The sequence below is a fragment of the Actinomadura atramentaria DSM 43919 genome (assembly GCF_000381885.1).
Taxonomy (GTDB): Bacteria; Actinomycetota; Actinomycetes; order Streptosporangiales; family Streptosporangiaceae; genus Spirillospora; species Spirillospora atramentaria.
Window position 1 is genome coordinate 13,604 of the sequence record NZ_KB907213.1, and the last position, 17,889, is coordinate 31,492.

The 17,889-nt window shown below is 74.1% G+C and carries 18 protein-coding genes; 8 read left to right on the plus strand and 10 right to left on the minus strand.

The features are described 5' to 3' along the window. The first annotated feature begins 104 nt into the window (after nt 1–104). Genes G339_RS0115510 through G339_RS0115520 form a run of 3 tightly spaced genes read left to right on the plus strand, consistent with a single transcriptional unit; the run spans nt 105 to nt 2,379 of the window. Nucleotides 105–1,040 carry an NAD-dependent epimerase/dehydratase family protein gene (locus G339_RS0115510; protein ID WP_019631998.1) on the plus strand — a complete coding sequence of 312 codons (936 nt, stop codon included), beginning with the start codon at nt 105–107 and terminating at the stop codon, nt 1,038–1,040. Then, nucleotides 1,037–1,879: an RNA polymerase sigma factor SigJ gene (sigJ, locus tag G339_RS0115515; RefSeq protein WP_019631999.1), complete on the plus strand. Its 843-nt coding sequence runs from the start codon at nt 1,037–1,039 to the stop codon at nt 1,877–1,879. Before G339_RS0115510 ends, sigJ begins: the two co-directional genes overlap by 4 nt. A 41-nt stretch (nt 1,880–1,920) precedes the next feature. After that, complete coding sequence (locus tag G339_RS0115520) at nt 1,921–2,379, plus strand: MarR family winged helix-turn-helix transcriptional regulator (protein WP_026341475.1); 459 nt, start codon at nt 1,921–1,923, stop codon at nt 2,377–2,379. 178 nt (nt 2,380–2,557) lie between these two features. Here G339_RS0115520 and G339_RS40430 read toward each other — a convergent pair whose 3' ends face one another. Beyond that, entirely contained in the window at nt 2,558–4,066 is a 1,509-nt protein-coding gene (locus tag G339_RS40430) for an ImmA/IrrE family metallo-endopeptidase (RefSeq protein ID WP_019632001.1), read from the minus strand. After that, nucleotides 4,063–4,728, minus strand: coding sequence for a hypothetical protein (locus tag G339_RS0115530; RefSeq protein WP_019632002.1), 666 nt, complete (start codon nt 4,726–4,728; stop codon nt 4,063–4,065). The genes G339_RS40430 and G339_RS0115530 overlap by 4 nt, the downstream gene beginning before the upstream one ends. Before the next feature lie 179 nt (nt 4,729–4,907). On the opposite strand from G339_RS0115530, the gene G339_RS0115535 reads away from it, so the two are divergent. Continuing rightward, a complete protein-coding gene (locus tag G339_RS0115535; RefSeq protein WP_019632003.1) occupies nt 4,908–5,198 on the plus strand; it encodes a WXG100 family type VII secretion target in 291 nt (96 codons plus the stop codon). 7 nt (nt 5,199–5,205) lie between these two features. On the opposite strand, the gene G339_RS0115540 is transcribed toward G339_RS0115535, so the two are convergent. Further along, nucleotides 5,206–5,808: a PH domain-containing protein gene (locus G339_RS0115540; protein ID WP_019632004.1), complete on the minus strand. Its 603-nt coding sequence runs from the start codon at nt 5,806–5,808 to the stop codon at nt 5,206–5,208. Nucleotides 5,809–5,849: 41 nt separating this feature from the next. Next, nucleotides 5,850–6,260 carry a YbaB/EbfC family nucleoid-associated protein gene (locus G339_RS38805; RefSeq protein ID WP_157407723.1) on the minus strand — a complete coding sequence of 137 codons (411 nt, stop codon included), beginning with the start codon at nt 6,258–6,260 and terminating at the stop codon, nt 5,850–5,852. Between the two features lie 427 nt (nt 6,261–6,687). Here G339_RS38805 and G339_RS38810 point away from each other — a divergent pair, with 427 nt between their 5' ends. Continuing rightward, the gene (locus G339_RS38810; RefSeq protein WP_157407725.1) at nt 6,688–9,681 is read left to right on the plus strand and encodes an SCO7613 C-terminal domain-containing membrane protein; all 2,994 of its coding nucleotides are present in this window, start codon (nt 6,688–6,690) and stop codon (nt 9,679–9,681) included. 8 nt (nt 9,682–9,689) lie between these two features. Here G339_RS38810 and G339_RS0115560 read toward each other — a convergent pair whose 3' ends face one another. Next, nucleotides 9,690–10,115: an SRPBCC family protein gene (locus G339_RS0115560; protein ID WP_019632008.1), complete on the minus strand. Its 426-nt coding sequence runs from the start codon at nt 10,113–10,115 to the stop codon at nt 9,690–9,692. Nucleotides 10,116–10,188: 73 nt separating this feature from the next. On the opposite strand from G339_RS0115560, the gene G339_RS33865 reads away from it, so the two are divergent. After that, the gene (locus tag G339_RS33865; RefSeq protein WP_033323262.1) at nt 10,189–10,479 is read left to right on the plus strand and encodes a hypothetical protein; all 291 of its coding nucleotides are present in this window, start codon (nt 10,189–10,191) and stop codon (nt 10,477–10,479) included. After that, on the plus strand, nt 10,476–10,817 hold the full coding sequence (locus G339_RS33870; RefSeq protein WP_019632010.1) for a hypothetical protein: 342 nt from the start codon (nt 10,476–10,478) through the stop codon (nt 10,815–10,817). The genes G339_RS33865 and G339_RS33870 overlap by 4 nt, the downstream gene beginning before the upstream one ends. 1 nt (nt 10,818) lies before the next feature. Here the strand turns inward: G339_RS33870 and menC are convergent, their stop codons facing one another. Genes menC through G339_RS0115590 form a run of 4 tightly spaced genes read right to left on the minus strand, consistent with a single transcriptional unit; the run spans nt 10,819 to nt 15,847 of the window. Then, nucleotides 10,819–11,919, minus strand: coding sequence for an o-succinylbenzoate synthase (menC, locus tag G339_RS0115575; protein ID WP_019632011.1), 1,101 nt, complete (start codon nt 11,917–11,919; stop codon nt 10,819–10,821). Further along, complete coding sequence (locus G339_RS39850) at nt 11,916–12,692, minus strand: hypothetical protein (RefSeq protein WP_051107853.1); 777 nt, start codon at nt 12,690–12,692, stop codon at nt 11,916–11,918. Before G339_RS39850 ends, menC begins: the two co-directional genes overlap by 4 nt. Nucleotides 12,693–12,737: 45 nt before the next feature. Further along, nucleotides 12,738–15,128, minus strand: a complete 2,391-nt coding sequence (locus G339_RS0115585) for an FtsX-like permease family protein (protein ID WP_019632013.1) — start codon at nt 15,126–15,128, stop codon at nt 12,738–12,740. Beyond that, nucleotides 15,128–15,847, minus strand: a complete 720-nt coding sequence (locus G339_RS0115590) for an ABC transporter ATP-binding protein (RefSeq protein ID WP_205625563.1) — start codon at nt 15,845–15,847, stop codon at nt 15,128–15,130. The genes G339_RS0115585 and G339_RS0115590 overlap by 1 nt, the downstream gene beginning before the upstream one ends. A 296-nt stretch (nt 15,848–16,143) precedes the next feature. Here G339_RS0115590 and G339_RS33875 point away from each other — a divergent pair, with 296 nt between their 5' ends. Continuing rightward, complete coding sequence (locus G339_RS33875) at nt 16,144–16,884, plus strand: protein-L-isoaspartate O-methyltransferase family protein (protein ID WP_019632016.1); 741 nt, start codon at nt 16,144–16,146, stop codon at nt 16,882–16,884. Between the two features lie 80 nt (nt 16,885–16,964). Here the strand turns inward: G339_RS33875 and G339_RS0115600 are convergent, their stop codons facing one another. Next, nucleotides 16,965–17,768 carry an SGNH/GDSL hydrolase family protein gene (locus tag G339_RS0115600; RefSeq protein WP_019632017.1) on the minus strand — a complete coding sequence of 268 codons (804 nt, stop codon included), beginning with the start codon at nt 17,766–17,768 and terminating at the stop codon, nt 16,965–16,967. Nucleotides 17,769–17,889 lie beyond the last annotated feature (121 nt).

Below are 17,889 nucleotides of genomic sequence, written 5' to 3' on the forward strand. Positions count from 1 at the left end.
ACCGGCCCCCGCCCGTGGTGCATGTATGTGGTGCAAGTCACGTCACAGGGGTCGGTGGTCGGCCGTCCAGTACCCGTCATCCACGCTGGACGCAGGAGGTTGTCATGCGGGTCTTCATCGCCGGGGCCACCGGTGTCGTCGGGCGGCGGCTCGTCCCGATGCTCGTCGCGGCCGGGCACGACGTGGTCGGGCTCGCGCGGAGCGACCGGGCCGCCGCCGCGCTCGCCGGAGCGGGGGCGCGGGCCGCGCGCGGCGACGCGCTCGACCGCTCCGCCGTGCGGGACGCCGTGCTCGCGGCGCGTCCCGACGCCGTCGTCACCATGCTCACCGCCATCCCGGCCGAACTGCACCCGCGCCGCTTCGCCGCCGAGTTCGCCCTGACGAACCGGCTGCGCGCGGAGAGCACCCGCTACCTCGCCGACGCCGCGCGCGAGGCGGGCGCGACGCGGTTCCTCGCGCAGGGGCTCGCGTACGCGTATCAGCCCGCGCCGGGTCTCGCCAACGAGGACGCCGCCCTGTGGACGGACCGCACGCCGAAGCAGTTCGCGCCCGCCCTCGACGCGCTGCTCGCCCTGGAGCGCACCACCGCCGACACGGGCGGACTCGTGCTGCGGTTCGGCCACCTGTACGGGCCGGGCACGATGTGGGCGGCGGACGGCTCGTTCGTGCGGAACATCCGCGCCGGGAAGCTCCCGCTCGTCGGCGGCGCGCACGCCGTGTACTCGTTCACCCACGCGGACGACGCGGCCAGCGCCGTCCTCGCGGCGCTCGACCGGCCGGAGGTCGGCGGCGCGCTCAACATCGTCGACGACGACCCGGCCCCGCTGCACGACGTCGTCCGCACGCTCGCGGACCGGCTCGGCGCGAAGCGGCCCCGGCCGCTGCCCGCCGCCGTCGCGCGGCTCGCCGTCGGCGGCTGGGGCGTCGCGTTCATGGACGAACTGCGCGGCGCGGACAACGCGCGCGCCCGGCTGCGGCTGGACTGGCGGCCCCGGCACGCGTCGTGGCGGGACGGGCTCGTCGCGGACGCCGTCCGATGAACGCCGCCGAGGAGTTCGAGCGGCACCGGCCGATGCTGCTCGGCCTCGCCTACCGGCTGCTCGGCAGCATGTGGGACGCCGAGGACGTCGTGCAGGACGCCTACCCGCGGTTCGCCGGGGCCGCCGACGTCCGGGAGCCGCGCGCGCTGCTCGTCACGATCGTCACGCGGCTCGCGCTCGACCAGCTCCGCTCGGCGCGCGTCACCCGCGAGGCGTACCACGGGCCGTGGCTGCCCGAACCGGTGGACGCGGCCGCGTTCGGGCCGCAGGAGACGGCCGAGCTGCGCGACTCGCTGTCGTACGCGACGCTGCACCTGATGGAGCGGCTGTCGCCGCCGGAACGCGCCGTCGTCGTGCTGCGCGACGCGTTCGCCCTGCCGTATCCGGAGATCGCCGACATCGTCGGCGCGACGGTCGAGGCGTGCCGCCAGCTCCACCACCGCGCGTCGCGGCGGCTCACCGAGCCCGGCCGCCGCTTCCGGCCCGACCCGGCCGAGCACCGGCGGCTGCTCGAACGGCTGCTGGACGCGGCGGCGGGCGGCGACCTCGCGGCGCTCTCGGACCTGCTCGCGGAGGACGTCGTCGTCTACAACGACGGCGGCGGGAAGGTCCGCGCCGCGCCGCGCCCGGTGCGGGGGCGCGCGAAGGCGCTGCGGTTCCTCGCGGGCCTGCTCGACCGGTGGGGGCTCGGGGACGTCGAAATCGTCGAGGCCAACGGCGAGCCCGCCGTGCGCGTCGGGATGGCGGACGGGGAGCAGATCGTCGCGATCGGGGTGTCCGGCGGGCGGGTGACGGCGCTGTTCGCAGTCCTGAATCCCGACAAGCTCGGGCGCGTCTGATGGCATAGTTCGGCCTGCGAACTGGCTGTTAGCTTGGTCGCGTGGCGAGAAAAGGCGAGCGGGGGCCGGGGCTCGTCCCCGGATTGGTGCGGTCGGCGTACCTGGTGAACGCGGTCTACACCGAATCGGCGCGCGACCACGGCCTGACGGCGCAGCAGGGGCAGTTGCTGTGCGTGCTGATGGCGCAGTCCTACGGAATGGGCGAACTCGGGTCGGTGCTGCGGCTGGCCAAGTCCAGCCTGACCGGCCTGGTGGACCGGACGGAGCGCAACGGCCTGGTCGCGCGCGAGCCCGACCCGCGCGACCCGCGCGCGGTCCGCGTCGCGCTCACCGAGCGGGGCGCGGCCGTGGTGGACGAGTTCTACGCCGAGACGTGCCGCCGGGTGGACCGGCTGGCGGCGGGCCTGACCGAGGAGGAGCGGGCCGCGCTGGGCGGGCTGCTCGGCCGGATCGTGCTGGACAACGAGGTGCCGGTGGTGTTCCTCGCGCCCGACCTGTAGTTCGCGGGACGGTGCGGGTCGCCCGGTGGACCGTGCCAACGTGCTGGGCGAACGGCATCGCCCCGCCGGCGCGCTCGCCCGGCGTCCCCCACGGTTGGGCCGCGCCTCGCGGCGTTCACCGGTCGACGGCCCGAACCCGGCAGCGGTCGCGTTCCACGCCGTGCGACGGCGGCCGAGATCAGCGGGGCGGGACGAGCTGGTCCAGGTCGGCGCGGGGGATTCCGGCGCGCGCGGCGAGTTCGGCGCGGGACAGGCCCGCCTCGGCGGCGACCTCGATCGCACGGGTCAGCATCGTGGGCCGTTCCAGCGGCCGGGCCGGGCCGGGCTCGCGCCGGCGCCCGGTCCCCGGACGTCCGCCTGACGCGGGCTCGCTGCGGGGTGGTTCCGCCGTCCAGCGGCCGATGCGTCCGCCGGGCTCGTCGGCGGTTCGATCGCCGCGGGACGCGGGCTCGCTGTGGGGTGGTTCCGCTGTCCAGCGGCCGATCCGCTCGCCGGGCTCGTCGTGGTGCCGGTCGGTGGCCCGATCGCCGCGCGTCGCGGGCTCGCTGCGGGGTGGTTCCGCCGTCCAGCGGCCGATGCGTCCGCCGGGCTCGTCGCGCAGGTCGGCGGCTCGATCGCGGGGGGACGCGGCTTCGCCGGGGGGTGGTTCCGCCGCCCGGCGGCCGATGCGTCCGCCGGGCTCGTCGGCGGTTCGATCGCCGCGCCGGACGTGCGCGTGGCCGCCGAGCCGTGCGTCGCTCGGAACGGCGTCGGGCGGGGCCGGGTGGTTGCGGCTGTTCTGGCGGGCGAGGGCCGCCATCGCCGAGCGGTAGATCGGTTCGCGCATCACGCCGAGCGTCCGCGCGCGGTAGAGCAGCGCCGCGAGGCTCACGCCCCAGCGGGCCTTCAGCGCGGCGAGCCGGTCCCAGTCGGCGACGGCGGGCAGCTCGGCGGCGATCTCGGCGGCGGGCATCAGGAACTCGGCCGCGAACCGCTGCGCCTGGTCCTCGACGATCTTCTCGCCGGGCTCGGCGTCCGCGTGCATGACCAGGTGGCCCAGCTCGTGCGCCGCGTCGAACCGGTTGCGCCAGTAGTCGCCCTTCGCCGGGTTGAACAGGACCAGCGGACGCGGATGCGCGCCGACGCTGAACGCGTCCACCCGCTCCGTCGCGCGCGGCAGCACCAGCACGATCACGCCGCTGCCCTCCAGCAGCCGCACGACATGCCCGATCGGCCCGGGCTGCGGATGCAGCGCCGCGCGGGCCAGCCGCGCCGCGTCGGCCGGGCCGGGTCCGGCGATCTCGTCCGGCGCGACCGGCCGCTCCGGCAGCGTCGGCGGCGGGAACTCCACGGCCTCCTCCAGCACCGCGACGAGGTCCGCCGCGAGCCGCCCGTACGCGAGGGCCTGGTCGCGTTCGAGCTGCGACGTCGCGCGCAGCGACCGGAAGTGCGCCGCGTCGGGCGCGCGCGACGCCCGGCCGCCCCGGAAGAACTCCACGGGCACGCCGAGCGCCACCGCCAGCCGCGCGGACGCCGGGTCCGGCGGGCGCGCGATGCCCGCCTCGTAGCGTCCGATCGCGGCCGGGGTGGTCCCGACGGCCTGCGCGAGCTGGTTCTTGCGCAGGCCGCGCAGCCGCCGCGCGAGGGTCAGCCGGTCGCCGTCGAACCGCAGCCGGGCGGCGCCGGAATCGGAAAAACGTTCGTTCACCAGGCCGTTTCGGTGCTCGTTTCGCTCCGTCTCCGCACGAGGACGTCCGCGGAGTCGTCCGTCCACAGCGGGAGGGTGGGTTCGACGAGCTTACGGCGTGGATCGGCGCCGAGGGACGCGTCGTCCAGCGCGCGGACCCAGTGCCAGGGGCTTCCTCCATCGTCGTTGAAGCGGGGACGGCCGAGGAACAGCTCCATGTCCAGCGGTTCCTCGACGGCGCTGTGCGCCAGGACGAGCGTGACGATCCCGGGCGTGTCGGACGGGATGCCGGGCAGTTCGAACGCGAGCTGCGGGTCGTCGGCGAACTCCTGCCGCGCCACGGCCTGCTTGGTGGGGCTGTCGCGGTCCCACCGCAGCGACCGGACGGCCCCGAACGGGTGCCGCTTCAACAGGACCCGGTACCGCCCGCACCGCCAGCCGGGCGAGGTGTTGAGGTCGTCGCGGACGATCGGGCCGGGCTCGCCGTCCTCGATCCCGAACACCCGGTCCAGCCGGGACTCCAGCACGTCGAACGCGCTGGTGCCGTACGACCGCTCCTTGAACCCGGCGGACCGGCTCATCCCGCCGAAGACCACCAGCGTCGCCGCCCGGTGGGCCTCCCGCGCGGCGTGCAGAAACCCGGCCGCGCGCAACGTCTCCCACGCATCCCGTTCCTCGCCCATGCCCGCACCCTAGCCACCCCCTCCGACACTCCGCCGCCGCCCGGACGGACAGTGCCCCCTCACCTGGCGCCCGCAAGCCGCGGTCGCGGATCGCATGAATGGCCGCCTTCCGCACCGGTGGATACCGAAGCTAGGGTTTCGATGCCATCAACGAATGGTCAGGAAGGATGTGGAGCGTCATGGGGCAGCCGTTCAGCACCGATCACGCGGCGATGCAGCAGGCGGAGGCGTCGTTCGAGGCCGGGCACAAGCAGATGACGAAGATCCTCGACGACCTCGAATCCGACCTGGCGAGCGGCCTGGCGAAATGGGAGGACGCGGCCCGCGAGGCGTACTTCGAGGCCAAGAAGAACTGGGACGAGGTCGCCCGTGCCCAAGCCGAGACGGTGAAGGACTTCGCCTCCGTCGTGGGGCTCTCCCGGGAGAACTACCAGGCCGCGGACGAGGCCAACGCCGAGATGTGGCAGTAGTGCGTCACTACGTCAACAGGGCGAGGGTCTCCATGCCGATGCTCCAGATCGCGAGTGACGCCACCGTTCCCGCAGGGATCGCGTCCCAGTGCCGCCAGGGTGGAACGGTGTACTCGTCCGGTAGGCGCAGGGACTTGCAGTCGTTCCAGTAGGCGGTCAGCTCGCCGTGGAGCCTGGTTCGTTTCCCATCGAACGTGATCAGGCTGCTCTTGTGTCGCGAGAAGACCGCGATGTCCGTGACCCGCTCTTCTCCCTGTGCATCCTCATAGGTGATTTCGATGCTTCTGCCGTTGGCGATCCCGCGGATATGGGTCCACGGTATCCACTGGCGGTGCAGGGCGTTCCGGATGATCAATCCCTGGTCCGAGACAATGACTTTGGGAAGGGCGAGGCAGAAAAGGACGATGTCCAGCGTCGTCCCGTATCCGGTTATCGGGATCATCGCGTTGAGTGTCTCGATCGTGTCGTCGCTCGTGGTGGCGATGTTGTATATCGGGTCGATGACGAAAACGGTCGTCCAGATCGCCGTCCAGGCGGCGTACCAGAACAGTGAACCGTTCGAACGGACTGTCGTCGGCTTGATCGGCTGAATCGGATATGCCGCGTGCATACGCCACGTACACCTGCTGTCCTGTGCTCAGTCGTTCGGATTCAGTAGCTGGTTGATCTTCTCGCTGTCCGGGTTGCCGAAAGGGTTTCCGCCGCTGTCCTGGATGTCCTGTGCGAAACCGCCGCCGCCTTTGACGCCCACCGCCTTGCCCACGTCCTTCCCGACGTCGAGCGGGGAACCGGGGCGAAAATCGCGGAGCCCCTTCCCCTGGGCGTCCCGTGCGGTCTCCCGGAGGTCGAGGCGAGCCGCGCCGGGCTGTGCCGCATCGCCTGATTGGTCAGTTGCAGGTCCGTGAGCGCGCCGCCCGGGGCGACCGTCACCGTCACGCTCTTGTCGGCCGATCTCGCGGTGACCTTCATCGTCTGGATGTCCTCGCGCAACGCCTGATAGGCGCGAATCCGCTTGTCCGCGTCCTCCTGCGTCTTCTTCGCCTGTTCGGCGGGTGACTCCACGGCACTCCCTTCGTTCGTGGACGCATCAAGGGTGCCAAGTCGTTTCGGCTGTGCGGCCACGACAAGGATGACTTGAGTCACGACGCATTGTGAAGTGCGCGTTCTCGCGCCCCTGGCCGGAAGTGGCCGAATGGCTCAAAAATGCTGTGCTAGTCGTGTGTGAGAGGGAGTCAAGTCTCGGCACGTGGGGACTAGGCACTCCCACCTGAACTTTCTGAGTAATACGACGGATGTCCTACTGCGCCGTGTGCCGGACGCTGGTCCCATGTCGCTGTTGTGTCCGGGTTGTCACCGTCCGATCGCGTCCCCGACCGATACCTGTCGCGGGTGCGGGCTGTGTTTGAACATGCCGGAGGCTGAGGAGTTGTGGCGCGTCGAGCGGGCGTTGGGGGAACTCGTCGCGCGTCGGGACTCGATTCTCCGGGCGATGCACGCGGCTTCGGCGCGGGCCGGGCGGGCGGCGGCGCTCGGGTGGTCGTCGCAGGCCGGGGGCGCGGCGGGGTGGGACGGGTCGGCGGGTTCTGGCGGGGCGAGTCCGGCGGCGGGGCGGGAAGTCCCGCGGGTCGGGGTGCGGAACGTCCTGCTGGGGTTGGGGGCGGTGACGCTCGGGGTCGCGGCCGTCGTGTTCGCGGCGTTGAGTTGGGACCTGCTGGGGTTGGTGGGGCGGGCGCTCGTTCTGCTCGCCTGGACGGGCGGCGCGCTCGGGGCCGGGTGGGCGCTGTCGCGGCGCGGACTGGTGGCGACGGCGGACGCGGTCGCGGCCGTTGGGCTGGTGCTCGCCGTGTTGTTGGCCTGGCTGGCGTGGGTCGCGGACATCGGCGGGCTGAAGGGGCTGCCGGGGCTTTGGTACTCGGCTGGGGCTACGGCGGTGCTCGCTGCGTTGTGGGCGGGGTATGCGCGGGTTGCGGCGGTTCGGTCGGCCGCGCCCACGGCCGTCGCGCTCGCGCAGCTTCCGGTGCCGTTCGCTCTGCTCGCGCTGGACGTCCCGGCGCGGACGTCGGTGCTCGTGCTCGTCGGGCTGTCGCTGGCCGACCTCGCGCTGCGGCGGGCGACGTCCGGACGGACCCGGCGCGCGGCGGCCGTCGCGGGCGCGGTCGCCGGGACGGTCGCCGCACTCGGCGCGTTCGGCGGCGTGCTCGCCCCGCTCGCGGGCGTCCCGACCGACCCGGGCGGCGCGTTCGGCTGGGCGGCTGCACCGGTACTCCTGGCGGTCGGCCTCGGCGCGGCGGCGTGGTCCGCCGCAACACAGCGTCGACCGGCGGACGCAACAGACGGCGCGACGCCGGCGGTCCCGTCGAACGGAGAAACGGCGGACGCACCAGGCACGGCGGCGGCGAAGGGAGAAGCGGCGAACGCAGCGTCCGAAGAGGACACGACGGCGTGCGGCGACGCGGCGGAACGGCGCGTGGTGAGCGCGACGGGCGCAGCGGGCGGGGAGGGTGCGGAAGGGGCGCCGGGGTGGGGCGGTGCGGGAGCGCGGCGGGCGGCGGGTGCCGGGGTGGGCGTGGTGCAGCGAGGGGCTGCGGCTTCGGCGGGGGCTTCGGTTGTGGCGGCGGGGGCGCTTGTGGCGGGAGTTCTGGGGCGGTGGGTTTCTGGGCGGCTCAGCGGTGCGTTTTCGGGTGCGTTTTCGGACGGGGTCGCGGGGTGGTTTGCGAGTTGGGGACTCGTGCTGGTCGCGACGGCGGTCGTCGGTGGGGTGGTGTGGCTTGCGGCGGGACGGTTCGGCGTGCGGGATCGTCGGGCGGTGCTCGCCGCGGGCGCGCTGGGCGCGGCTGTGTTCCTGCCCGCCGCGTCGGAGTGGATGTGCGCGCGGGTCGTGCTCGTCGCGGTCGCGCTGGCGTGGTTCGCGCGCGGTCGGACGCGGGCGGACGGAGCGGCAGAGGGTCGGTTCGGTGCGGGTCGGCTCGACGCGGGTCGGTCCGGCGTGGGAGGGTTCGGGGCGGGTCGGTTCGGCGTGGGTGGGTTCGGGCCGGGCCGGTCCGGTCCGGGTCAATCCGGTGCGGGTCGGCTTGGTGCGGGCCGGTCCGGTGTGGGTCGGCTTGGTGCGGGCCGGTCCGGTGTGGGTCGGCTTGGTGCGGGCCGGTCCGGGGTGGGTCGGTCCGGGGTGGGTCGGTTGGGCGGGTGTTGGTTCCGTGCGAACTGGTTCCGTGGGGTGCGGAAGCCGTTCGCCATCGGTGGTCTCGCCGTGATGGTCGTGGCGCTGCCCGAGTTGTTCGTTTGCCTCGTGCTGTACGCCGGGAACCCGTTGTCGATCCTGGCCCGAGGGGTGTGGACGGGCAGCGGTGACGATGAGCCGACGGTTCTTCAGCCGGGCGCGTTGGTTTGTGTGGTTGTGGCGGGCGCGCTGCTGCGGCGGCCCGTCCTCGCGGCGCCAGCGGCGACGTTCGCGGTGTTGCTGCTTCCCGTGACGGCGGTTGGGCCGTTCATCGCTGTCGCGGGGGCGGCCGGGTTCGCGGGATGGGCTGCGTCGGGATGGGGCGCTGAGCGAAGCCGGATCTGGGACGTGCGCGCCTCCGCTGGAAGTTGTGCGGTCGTGCTCGGAGTTTGGGCGGCGGTGGACTCGTTGACGTCCGAATCGCTGACCGTCGCCGTACTCGCCGCGCTGACCGTTATCGCGGCGGTGGCTGCGCTTTCCGCGCCGTTGCGGAGCGGGGCGGTCGCGGTCGGCGTGCTCGCGGCGGGCGGGTGCGCGGCGGCGGGAGCACTGGCCGCGGGACTTCCGGCCACCGGTGCGGCGTTCGCGGTGCTCGCGGTCGCGGCGGGAGGAGCGGCCGTCGCGCGGTTCGGCGGCGTTCCGGCGGACGCGGCGGTCGGCGTGCTCGGCGCGTGCGGCGTGGCGATGGCGGTGCAGGAGCCGGGGGCGTTGAGCGCGGCGCTCGCCGTCGCGGGGGCGGTCGCGTACGGCACGGCGCTGCGCCGCGAGCGGCGGCCCGCCGCGTACGTCGGCGCGGTGCTGCTCGCCGCCGCCTGGTGGGTGCGGCTCGCCGCCTGGCACACCGGGACGGTCGAGGCGTACACCGCCCCGATCGCGGTCGCGCTGCTCGTCGTCGGGTGGGCGCGGTGGTCGCGGACCGCGGCCTCGTCGTGGGAGGCGTACGGCCCCGGGCTCGGCATGCTGCTGCTCCCGAGCCTGATCGCGTCGTTCGTACAGTCCGGCGTGCTGCGGCCCGCGCTGCTCGCCGCGGGCGCTGCGCTGGTCGTCCTGGCGGGCGCGCGGCTGCGGTTGCAGGCGCCGCTCGCGATCGGCGGCGCGATGCTGCTGCTCGTGGGTGTCCGGGAACTCGCGCCGTACGCGGCGGGGCTCCCGCGCTGGTGCCCGATCGCGGCGGCCGGGCTGGCGCTGGTCGTCGTCGGCGCGACGTACGAGCGCCGTCTCAACGACGTCCGACGCGCCCGCGCCGCCTTCGCCCGCCTGCGCTGATCAGAGGATCACTGCGGCACCCGCCGCAGCACCTCCTCGGTGAGGCGGTCCAGGGACCGTTCCAACATCCGGTTCGTCCGGTCCACCGCGCGGGACGCCCCGCGCGCCTCGGGCCGCTCGTGCCCGAGGAACGACAGGTGGACGACGACCTCGCTCGCCCCGTCCGCCTGGTCCTCGACCTGCAGCCACCCCGAGTAGTCGGGCCGCTCGCGCAGCCCCCATTCGAGGCGGAGCTGCGCCGGGACGCGGCGGAGCAGCCCGACGTGCTCGGCGTCGGTCCCGGCGAACGTGCTGCTCGCCTCCACCAGGTCGTCGGCGATCTCGCGCAGTTGGATCTCCTCGGGCAGCCAGCGGCGCATCGCGTCGAGGTCGGCGGCGACGTCGAAGACGATGGCGCTGCCCGCGGGAATCCTGCGGTTCGCTTGATATTCCATGCCGTCCGGCTACCCGGAGCGCCACCGGACATAACACGCGTTTGGCCAGATAGGCCCGGGTAGGGGCCGACGCATGAGCGATGACAGCAGGACCCCGCGCGAGCTCGCCGAGGACATGGCGAGCCACCCCGACGATCCCCGTTTCCGCAACCGCCGCCCCGGCGTCCGCGCCACCCGGCGCGTGTCCCGCGAGCAGGCCGACGCCGACACGGCCGGCATGACCGGCGGCATCGGCACGACGAGCGGCGGCACGCCCGGCGGCTCGGGCTTCGGCCGCACCCGGAACCGCCCGGTGCCGAGCACCCCGCCCGGCGACGAGACCGTCGAGACCTCCACCGACGACGGCGACATCCCGCACCCGTGACCTCGCGCGACGCGCTGCTCGTCCGCGGGGACGGCGTGTGGCGGCGCGTCCCGCCGAGCGGGATCGAACTGCTGCGCGGCGGCGCGGGCGGCAACGCGCACACGCTGACCGCCGAGCCGGGCGCCTGCGAGTGGACGACCGCCGTCCACGACCGGACGGGCCTGGCGCTCGGCGTGCTGCGCGCGTCCGCGCCGGTGTACCTGATCCACGCCGAGCACGGCGCGTCGGGCATCGCGCCCGGGGAGTACGCGGTCCGCCGCCAGTGGGAGCGCGTCTCCCGGCCCGCGTCCGGCGGCTTCCGGTACGAGTTCGGCGCGGACCGGATGATCGCCGACTGACCTACAGCGGCAGCCACTCCGTCTCGGCGGTGGCCTCGTCCAGGCGGTCGGGGAGGGGCGCGACACCGATGCCCGGACCTGTCGGGACGGTGAGATGGCCGTCCTCCAGGAGAAAGGGCGGTGTCACGTCCTCGTCGAAGTACTGGGACGGCGGGGCGGTGTCGCCGGGCAGCGTGAAGCCGGGCAGCGCCGCGAGCGCGAGGTTCGCGGCGCGGCCCACGCCCGTCTCCAGCATCCCGCCGCACCAGACGGCGACGCCGTGCGCCCGGCACACGTCGTGGACGCGCCGCGCCTCCAGGTACCCGCCGACGCGGCCCGGTTTGACGTTGACGACCGAGCACGCGCCGAGCGAGATCGCGGCGGCGGCGTGCGCGGCGGACTCGACGGACTCGTCCAGGCACAGCGGCGTGCGCAGGACGCGGGCGAGCGCGGCGTGCTGGACGAGGTCGTCGGCGGCGAGCGGCTGCTCGATCAGCAGCAGGCCGAACGCGTCCAGCCGGGCGAGCAGCGGCGCGTCCGCGAGGGTGTACGCGGCGTTGGCGTCCACCTGGAGCGGCAGGTCGGGGCCGAAGCGCTCGCGGACGGCGCGGACCGGTTCGACGTCCCAGCCGGGCTCGATCTTCAGCTTGACACGCGTGTACCCGGCGTCGAGGTGCGCGGCGACGCGGTCCAGCAGCTCGGGGACGGACCCGGCGATCCCCACCGAAACACCGCACGGGACGCGCGTCGCCGAGGCGCCGAGGCAGGCGGCCAGCGAGAGCCCGGCCGTGCGCAGCTCGGCGTCCAGGACGGCGGTCTCCAGCGCGGCCTTCGCCATCTTGTGGCCCTTGAACGGGGCCATCGCGCGTTCGGCGGCGTGCGCGTCGGCGGTGCGGGGGAGCGCGGGGACGAGGAAGCGGCGCAGGACGTCCGCGGCCCCGTCCGCGTACTCCGGCGAGTACAGCGGCTCGGCGAGGGCGACGCACTCGCCCCAGCCCTCGGCGGTGTCGGCGACGACGCGGACGAGCAGGACGTCCCGGTCGGTCTCGGTCGCGAACGACGTCCGGAACGGGGTGCGGAGCGGCAGCGAGATCCGGCGCAGCTCGACGCCCTCGATCCTCACTTGGAACGCTCCACGACATAGTGCGAGCGCTGGTGGACCCCGGTGACGCGCGCCCCCTCGGCCAGCAGCCCGCCCAGGACCTCCCGCGTCATCCGCCGCCACGCCCGCGCGGCGAGCGGGTCGGTGTGCCGCAGCGCCTCGATGTCGTTCGGCAGCGCGACCAGCACGACCGGCGCGTCCGCGTCGCCGCGCGCGGGCAGGTCCACCCGTTCGCCGAGCGCCACGGGCGCGCCGGGCGGGACGGACACGGCGCGCGGAGTCCCGTTCACCGCCGCCACGACGTCCGGGTCGTCGAGCCGCCATTCGACCAACAGCCGGTCGGTGTCGTCGCCCCGGTTCACCGCGTCCCGCACCGGCCCGTAGAACGACGGCAGGTAGGCGGTCGGCCGCGCGCCGAGCTTGCTCAGGTTGAAGTGGGCGTTGCGGCGGATCAGCGGGTCGAACGTCCAGGTGATCCGGGACAGACCGTGTTCGAGCGCCCATGCGCGCTGGTGCAGTTTCAGGGCGAAGCCGACGCCGCGTTCCGTCGTGCCCGTGATGTGGGAGTGCAGGGACGGGTCGCGGGCGTCGGCGAGGAACCCCGCCGACGCCCCGACGAGCCGTCCGCCCTTGTAGGCCCCGGCGACGTAGTTGCCGGTCAGGGCGAGGGCGGCGAGCAGGTCCGCCTGCACCGGGACCGCGTCCGCCTCGGGGCTCCAGATCGTGTCGAACAGCCGACGGACGTCCTCGAACTCCGTCAGGCCGCGCAGTGTGCGCACTTCAACGCCGGTCACCCGTCCAGTGTGCGATATGACGCGGAGTGACCGGTAGGCCGGGGGTCACTCGCGGGCGGCGAGCGCCTGGACGGGCGCGGCGCGCAGCGCGGCGCGGGCGGGCAGCGCGGTCGCGAGCAGCGCCAGCGCGGTCGTCGCCGCGACGAGCGCCGCGACGCCGGACGCAGGGACGTGCGGCGCGGCCGAGCCGGTCATCCCCGCCGCGTACGCGGTGAGGGCCGCCGCCGCGATGCCGCCGCCGAGGACCGTTCCGGCGGCGAGCGCGGCGAGCGTCTCCAGGCGCAGCGCGCGGAGCACCTGCCGCCGGGTCGCGCCCGCGAGGCGGAGCAGCGCCAGCTCCCGGACGCGCGTCAGGACGTCCATCGCGAGCGTGTTGACCAGGGAGATCGCCGCGAACCCGATGATCATGCCGAGGGCGAGGCAGTTGACGGCCGTCCCGCCGTCCGCCGGGCCGGGGGCCGCCGCGCGGTCGAGGACGCCGACGCCGGGCAGGTCCGCGACGGCGCGGGCCAGCGCGGCGCGCGGCACGCCCGGCGCGGCGACCAGGACGGTGCCGAGCGGGTTGTCCACATGCGCGGCGACGATCTGGTGCGGCATCGTCAGGTCGCCGAAGCCGAGGCCGCGCCGGTAGACGGCGACGACGCGGAGCTTCACCGGCGTCCCGTCGGCCATGCTGACGGACAGCGTGTCGCCGACGCGCTTGCCGATGCCCTCGCGGGCCGCGACCGTCCCGGCGCCCAGGTCGGCCAGCGAGCCGGACGTGACGCCGAGGTCCGCCGTCGCCGCGAGGCCGTCCGGCGTGACGCCCTGCACGCTGTACGGGCCGCTGACCGCGCGGACCCGCGTGTGCAGGACCTCGGTGACGGCTGTGACGCCCGGCACGCGCCGCAGCGCCGCCGCGCCCGACGCGGGCACCGCCGGGCCGACGACGTAGTCCGCGGTGACGCCGTCGCGGGCCTGGTCGGCGGCGGCCCCGGCGAGGGTCGTCTGGGCGAACAGCAGCGTCGCGGCGAGCGCGGTCATCAGCGTCAGCGGGGCCATGACCGCCGCGACGCGGCGCGGCCCGGACCGCACCTGCGCGGCGGCGAGCCCGACCGCGCCCGGCGCGCGCTCCAGCGGCGCGGCGAGCGGTCCGAGCACGGCGCGCGCGAGCAGCGGGCCGAGCAGTGCGACGGCCGTCGCGCCGAGCAGCGCCGCCAGCGGCGTGACGGGGCCCGAACCCGCCTCGCTGTGGATCGTGGACAGGACGAGCGTCAGCGTGACCGCGCCCGCCAGCGCGACGACGCCCGCGAGCAGCCGGAGCCACGGCGTGCGCGGCGGGGCGAGCGCCGCCTCGCCGAGCGCTTCGACGGGACGCAGCCGCGTGATGCGGCGCGCCGAGATCCGGGCCGCCGCGAACGCCGCGACGACGGTCAGCGCGACGGCCGCGAGCGGCGCGTACGGGGCCGTCACCATCGGCTGGTTCGCCGGAATCGCCCCATAGTGGACGAACACGCGGTGCAGCACGCGGCCCAGCAGCAGGCCCGCCGCCGCGCCCGGCGCCGCCGCCGCGAAGCCGAGCACCAGCGCCTCGCGGCCGACCAGCGCGCGGAGCTGCCTCGGCGTGGCCGCGACGGCGCGCAGCACGGCGAACTCCCGCTCCCGCTGGCGGGCCGCGACGCCGAGCGTCCCGACGACGGCCAGCACCGCGACGAACAGCGACGTGCCGCCGAGCGCCGCGCCCATGCTGACGAGCTTCGTGCGCGCCGCGCCGGACGCGGGGAACTCCAGCCGCCCCCGGTCGTCGCCGGTCGCCGCGACCGCGCCCGTCCCGCGCAGCGCGCGCTCGACGGCGGGCGCGGCGGACGCGGGCCAGACGCCGATCGCCGTGAACCCGGGGCGCGGGGCCAGCCGGGCGGCGTCGGCGGGGGAGAGGTAGAAGGTCGGTTCCGTGGTGCTCTCTGTCGTGCCGGACACGGTGAACGCGCGGGCTCCGGACGGCGTGAGAAGCGTCAGCCGGTCGCCCGCGCGGGCGCGGCCGGACTCGACGACGATCTCGCCGTCCCTCGGCGCGCGTCCCGACGCCAGCGCCGCGAACGCCCAGTTGTGGCCGGACGCGCGCACGCCCTGCAGCACCGCCGGGACCGTGATCTCGGTGACCGTCCGGACGCCCGGCAGCGCCGCGACGCGCGCGGCGACGTCCGGCGGGACCAGCGCCCGAGCGGTGTTCGGCTTGCTCTTGTGCTTGCCGTTGCCCTTGACGAAATGGCTCTGCGGATCGCCCGCGACGACGACCGGCGCGCCCGCGTACCGCTCCGGCCCGACGTGCCCGAGCAGGCCCGTCACCATCAGCGTCCCGCACGCGCAGACCAGCGCGGCGGCGGCGAGCAGCACCGCGTACGCCCCGGCGAACGAGCCCTTGCGGAAGCGCAGCGAGTTCAGCGCGAGGGTCAGCATCACGCCGCTCCCAGGGAGGTCAGGCGGGCGGCGACGGCGGACGCGTCCGGGGCGTCGAGCGCGTCCACGATCCGGCCGTCCGCCAGGAACAGCACCGTGTCGGCGTGCGCGGCGGCGACCGGGTCGTGCGTCACCATCACGACCGTGCGGCCGAGGTCGTCGACGGCCGCGCGCAGCAGCGCCAGGACCTCGCGGGCCGTGACGGTGTCGAGCGCGCCCGTCGGCTCGTCGCCGAACACGACGTCCGGCTCGGTGACCAGCGCGCGGGCCAGCGCGACGCGCTGCTGCTGGCCGCCCGACAGCTCCGCGGGCCGGTGCTTGGCCCGCTCCGCGAGCCCGACGCGCCCCAGCACCTCCGCGACCCGCCCCTTCGGTGCGCGGCGGCCCGCCATCCGCAGCGGCAGCGTCACGTTCTGCTCGACGGTCAGCGCCGGGACGAGATTGAACGCCTGGAAAACGAACCCGACACGGTCCCGGCGCAGTTTCGTCAGCGCCGTCTCGTCCATTCCGCTCAATTCCACGCCGCCGAGCCGCACCGAACCCGACGTCGGCGCGTCCAATCCCGCCGCGCAATGCAGGAACGTGCTCTTCCCCGAACCGGACGGCCCCATGACCGCCGTGAACGCTCCCGCGGGCAGCGACACCGACACTTCCCGGAGCGCCGCCACCGCCCGCCCGTACACCTTGCTGACCGCTTCCATCCTGACCGCCTCACTCATGCGCACCACTCTGCTGCGCGGCGTTCTCACCGGCCAGAGCATTGATCACGAGTGACCCATGAGGATGTCACGGGTGGTCGGCGCCGGACTTGGGCGAACCGGTTGCCGTCGCGCACGGTCGCGCTTACCGTTGCCTCGACCGAGAGCAACGGACGGTGTGAGATGGCAGGCGGAAAGCGACGGAAACCGGCCCCCGATTGTCCCGGGTGCAAGGGGAGTGGAAAGGTCGACAAGCCGAACGACGGCACGGTACAGCGAGTTACCTGCCCGTTGTGCAATGGAACGGGTAAGTCGATTTGATCGACCGGCGCGATTTCATCCCCGACCGCGTGTACCACTACCCCAGTGAGGACGCGGATCTGACGCCGCTCGAACGGCAGGACGATCCGGACCGCTGGAATTCGCTCGTCGCAAGCGGAGATCCGGTCATCACCCGGCTGCGGACGGATCGGCTCGGCATGGTCTGGCCGTCGAGTTCGGCGTCCGCGCTCTGGGTCGTCCGCGCGATGCTGGACGCGCTCGCGATCGAGCCCGGCATGACCGTCCTGGAGATCGGCACGGGCACCGGCTACAACGCGGCGCTCATGGCGGACGCCGGGGCGCGCGTCGTCTCCGTCGAAATCGTCCCCGACATCGCGGACGCAGCACGAACGGCGCTGGAACGCACGGGCTTCGCCGACCGGGTGACCGTCCTGACCGCCGACGGCGAGAACGGCGCCCCCGACCACGCGCCGTTCGACCGCGTGACAGCGACCGCGGGCGCACAGACCGTCCCGTACGCCTGGGTCGAACAAACCCGCGACGGCGGCCGAATCGTCGTCCCGTACATGGGAATGGCCTACGCGGGCGCACTCATCGCCCTCGACGTCGCCAACGGCATCGCACAAGGCCGCGCCGTCTGCGACCGAGCCCACTTCATGCCCCTGCGCGGCCAGACCGACATCCAACCCGCCCTCCGCGCAACCCCCGCCGGCCCCCTCGACCGCCTCCGCTTCACCGTCACCCAATCAGGCCAGACCATCACGTTCACCGAATAGGACGTGGGCCGCGCGGCACGGAGCGCCGATTCACGCCCCGGCCGATGTCCCGCGGCTCCGAACAGGGAGCCGCGGCGCGGTCAGGAAAGGGCTTTTGAGAAAGCGGCGGCTATCTGGCGGTAGCCCTCTGCGTTGGCGTGGCCGTCGTTCTGGGAGCACTGGTAGGTCCAGGCGCAGATTCGGGCGACGTTGAGGGGGAGGGTTCCGTAGGGCGGGAGGTCTGTCGTGGTCGTGAAGTCGTGGGTGGCGAAAGCGCCGTCGACGTCGGCGATTTCGAAGCCGTTGACCCAGAAGACCGCGCGCTGCCAGGCGTTGAAGACGTCGAGGGCGGGGACCGAGGCGACGGCGACGGCCTGGCCGCCGGTGATCCAGGACGCCAGGCCCGGGTCGTAGTAGGTCATCGAGGCGTAGTCGGGGGTGTCGCCGCCCGCGGCGTGGAGTCCTCCGGCGATCTGCGGGAGTTCGGCGGCGAGATTGACCGCGCCGCGCAGACCGCATTCGACGTCGCCGTTCAACAGGCAGGCGGTGTTGTTGACGCCGATGCTCACGGTGACGTAGCGGACGTCGCCCGCGTGCTGCTTGAGGAACGCGACCGCCGCGTCCATCTGCGAGCCCTCGGGGTATTCGCAAATGCCGCCGTGGAGCATGGTGGTGGTCGTCTCACCGGGGCAGCCGAGCTTCACCAGTTTCAGGTTCGCGTGAGTTTTCTTGAGGTCGGCGTACAGGACGTCGGTGTATCCCTCGTCGGTCGGGCCCTTGCCCGGCTGGTAGCCCACCGCGCCCGAGTCGCCCAGTGCCAGGTAGTACTCCGGCGGCGTCTCCGCGCGCGCCGCGCCCGCACCCGCACCGATGCACGCGGCGAACACCGACGCCGCAAGCGCCACTCTCGACCAAACCCTCATCCGGCTCACGTCCTGTCGCAAGGAGTACGGCCCCCGAACGTCAAACAGACAATAATGTCTGTATCAGAGACTGTCGAGGGGCCGGGCCGGGCGGCGCGCGGGC

Coding starts and splice junctions, on each gene's coding strand:
- G339_RS0115510 (WP_019631998.1), top strand. CDS start 105: ATGCGGGTCTTCATCGCCGGGGCCACCGGTGTCGTCGGGCGGCGGCTC.
- sigJ (WP_019631999.1), top strand. CDS start 1,037: ATGAACGCCGCCGAGGAGTTCGAGCGGCACCGGCCGATGCTGCTCGGC.
- G339_RS0115530 (WP_019632002.1), bottom strand. CDS start 4,728: ATGGGCGAGGAACGGGATGCGTGGGAGACGTTGCGCGCGGCCGGGTTT.
- G339_RS0115535 (WP_019632003.1), top strand. CDS start 4,908: ATGGGGCAGCCGTTCAGCACCGATCACGCGGCGATGCAGCAGGCGGAG.
- G339_RS0115540 (WP_019632004.1), bottom strand. CDS start 5,808: ATGCACGCGGCATATCCGATTCAGCCGATCAAGCCGACGACAGTCCGT.
- G339_RS38810 (WP_157407725.1), top strand. CDS start 6,688: ATGCACGCGGCTTCGGCGCGGGCCGGGCGGGCGGCGGCGCTCGGGTGG.
- G339_RS0115560 (WP_019632008.1), bottom strand. CDS start 10,115: ATGGAATATCAAGCGAACCGCAGGATTCCCGCGGGCAGCGCCATCGTC.
- G339_RS33865 (WP_033323262.1), top strand. CDS start 10,189: ATGAGCGATGACAGCAGGACCCCGCGCGAGCTCGCCGAGGACATGGCG.
- G339_RS0115585 (WP_019632013.1), bottom strand. CDS start 15,128: ATGCTGACCCTCGCGCTGAACTCGCTGCGCTTCCGCAAGGGCTCGTTC.
- G339_RS0115590 (WP_205625563.1), bottom strand. CDS start 15,847: ATGAGTGAGGCGGTCAGGATGGAAGCGGTCAGCAAGGTGTACGGGCGG.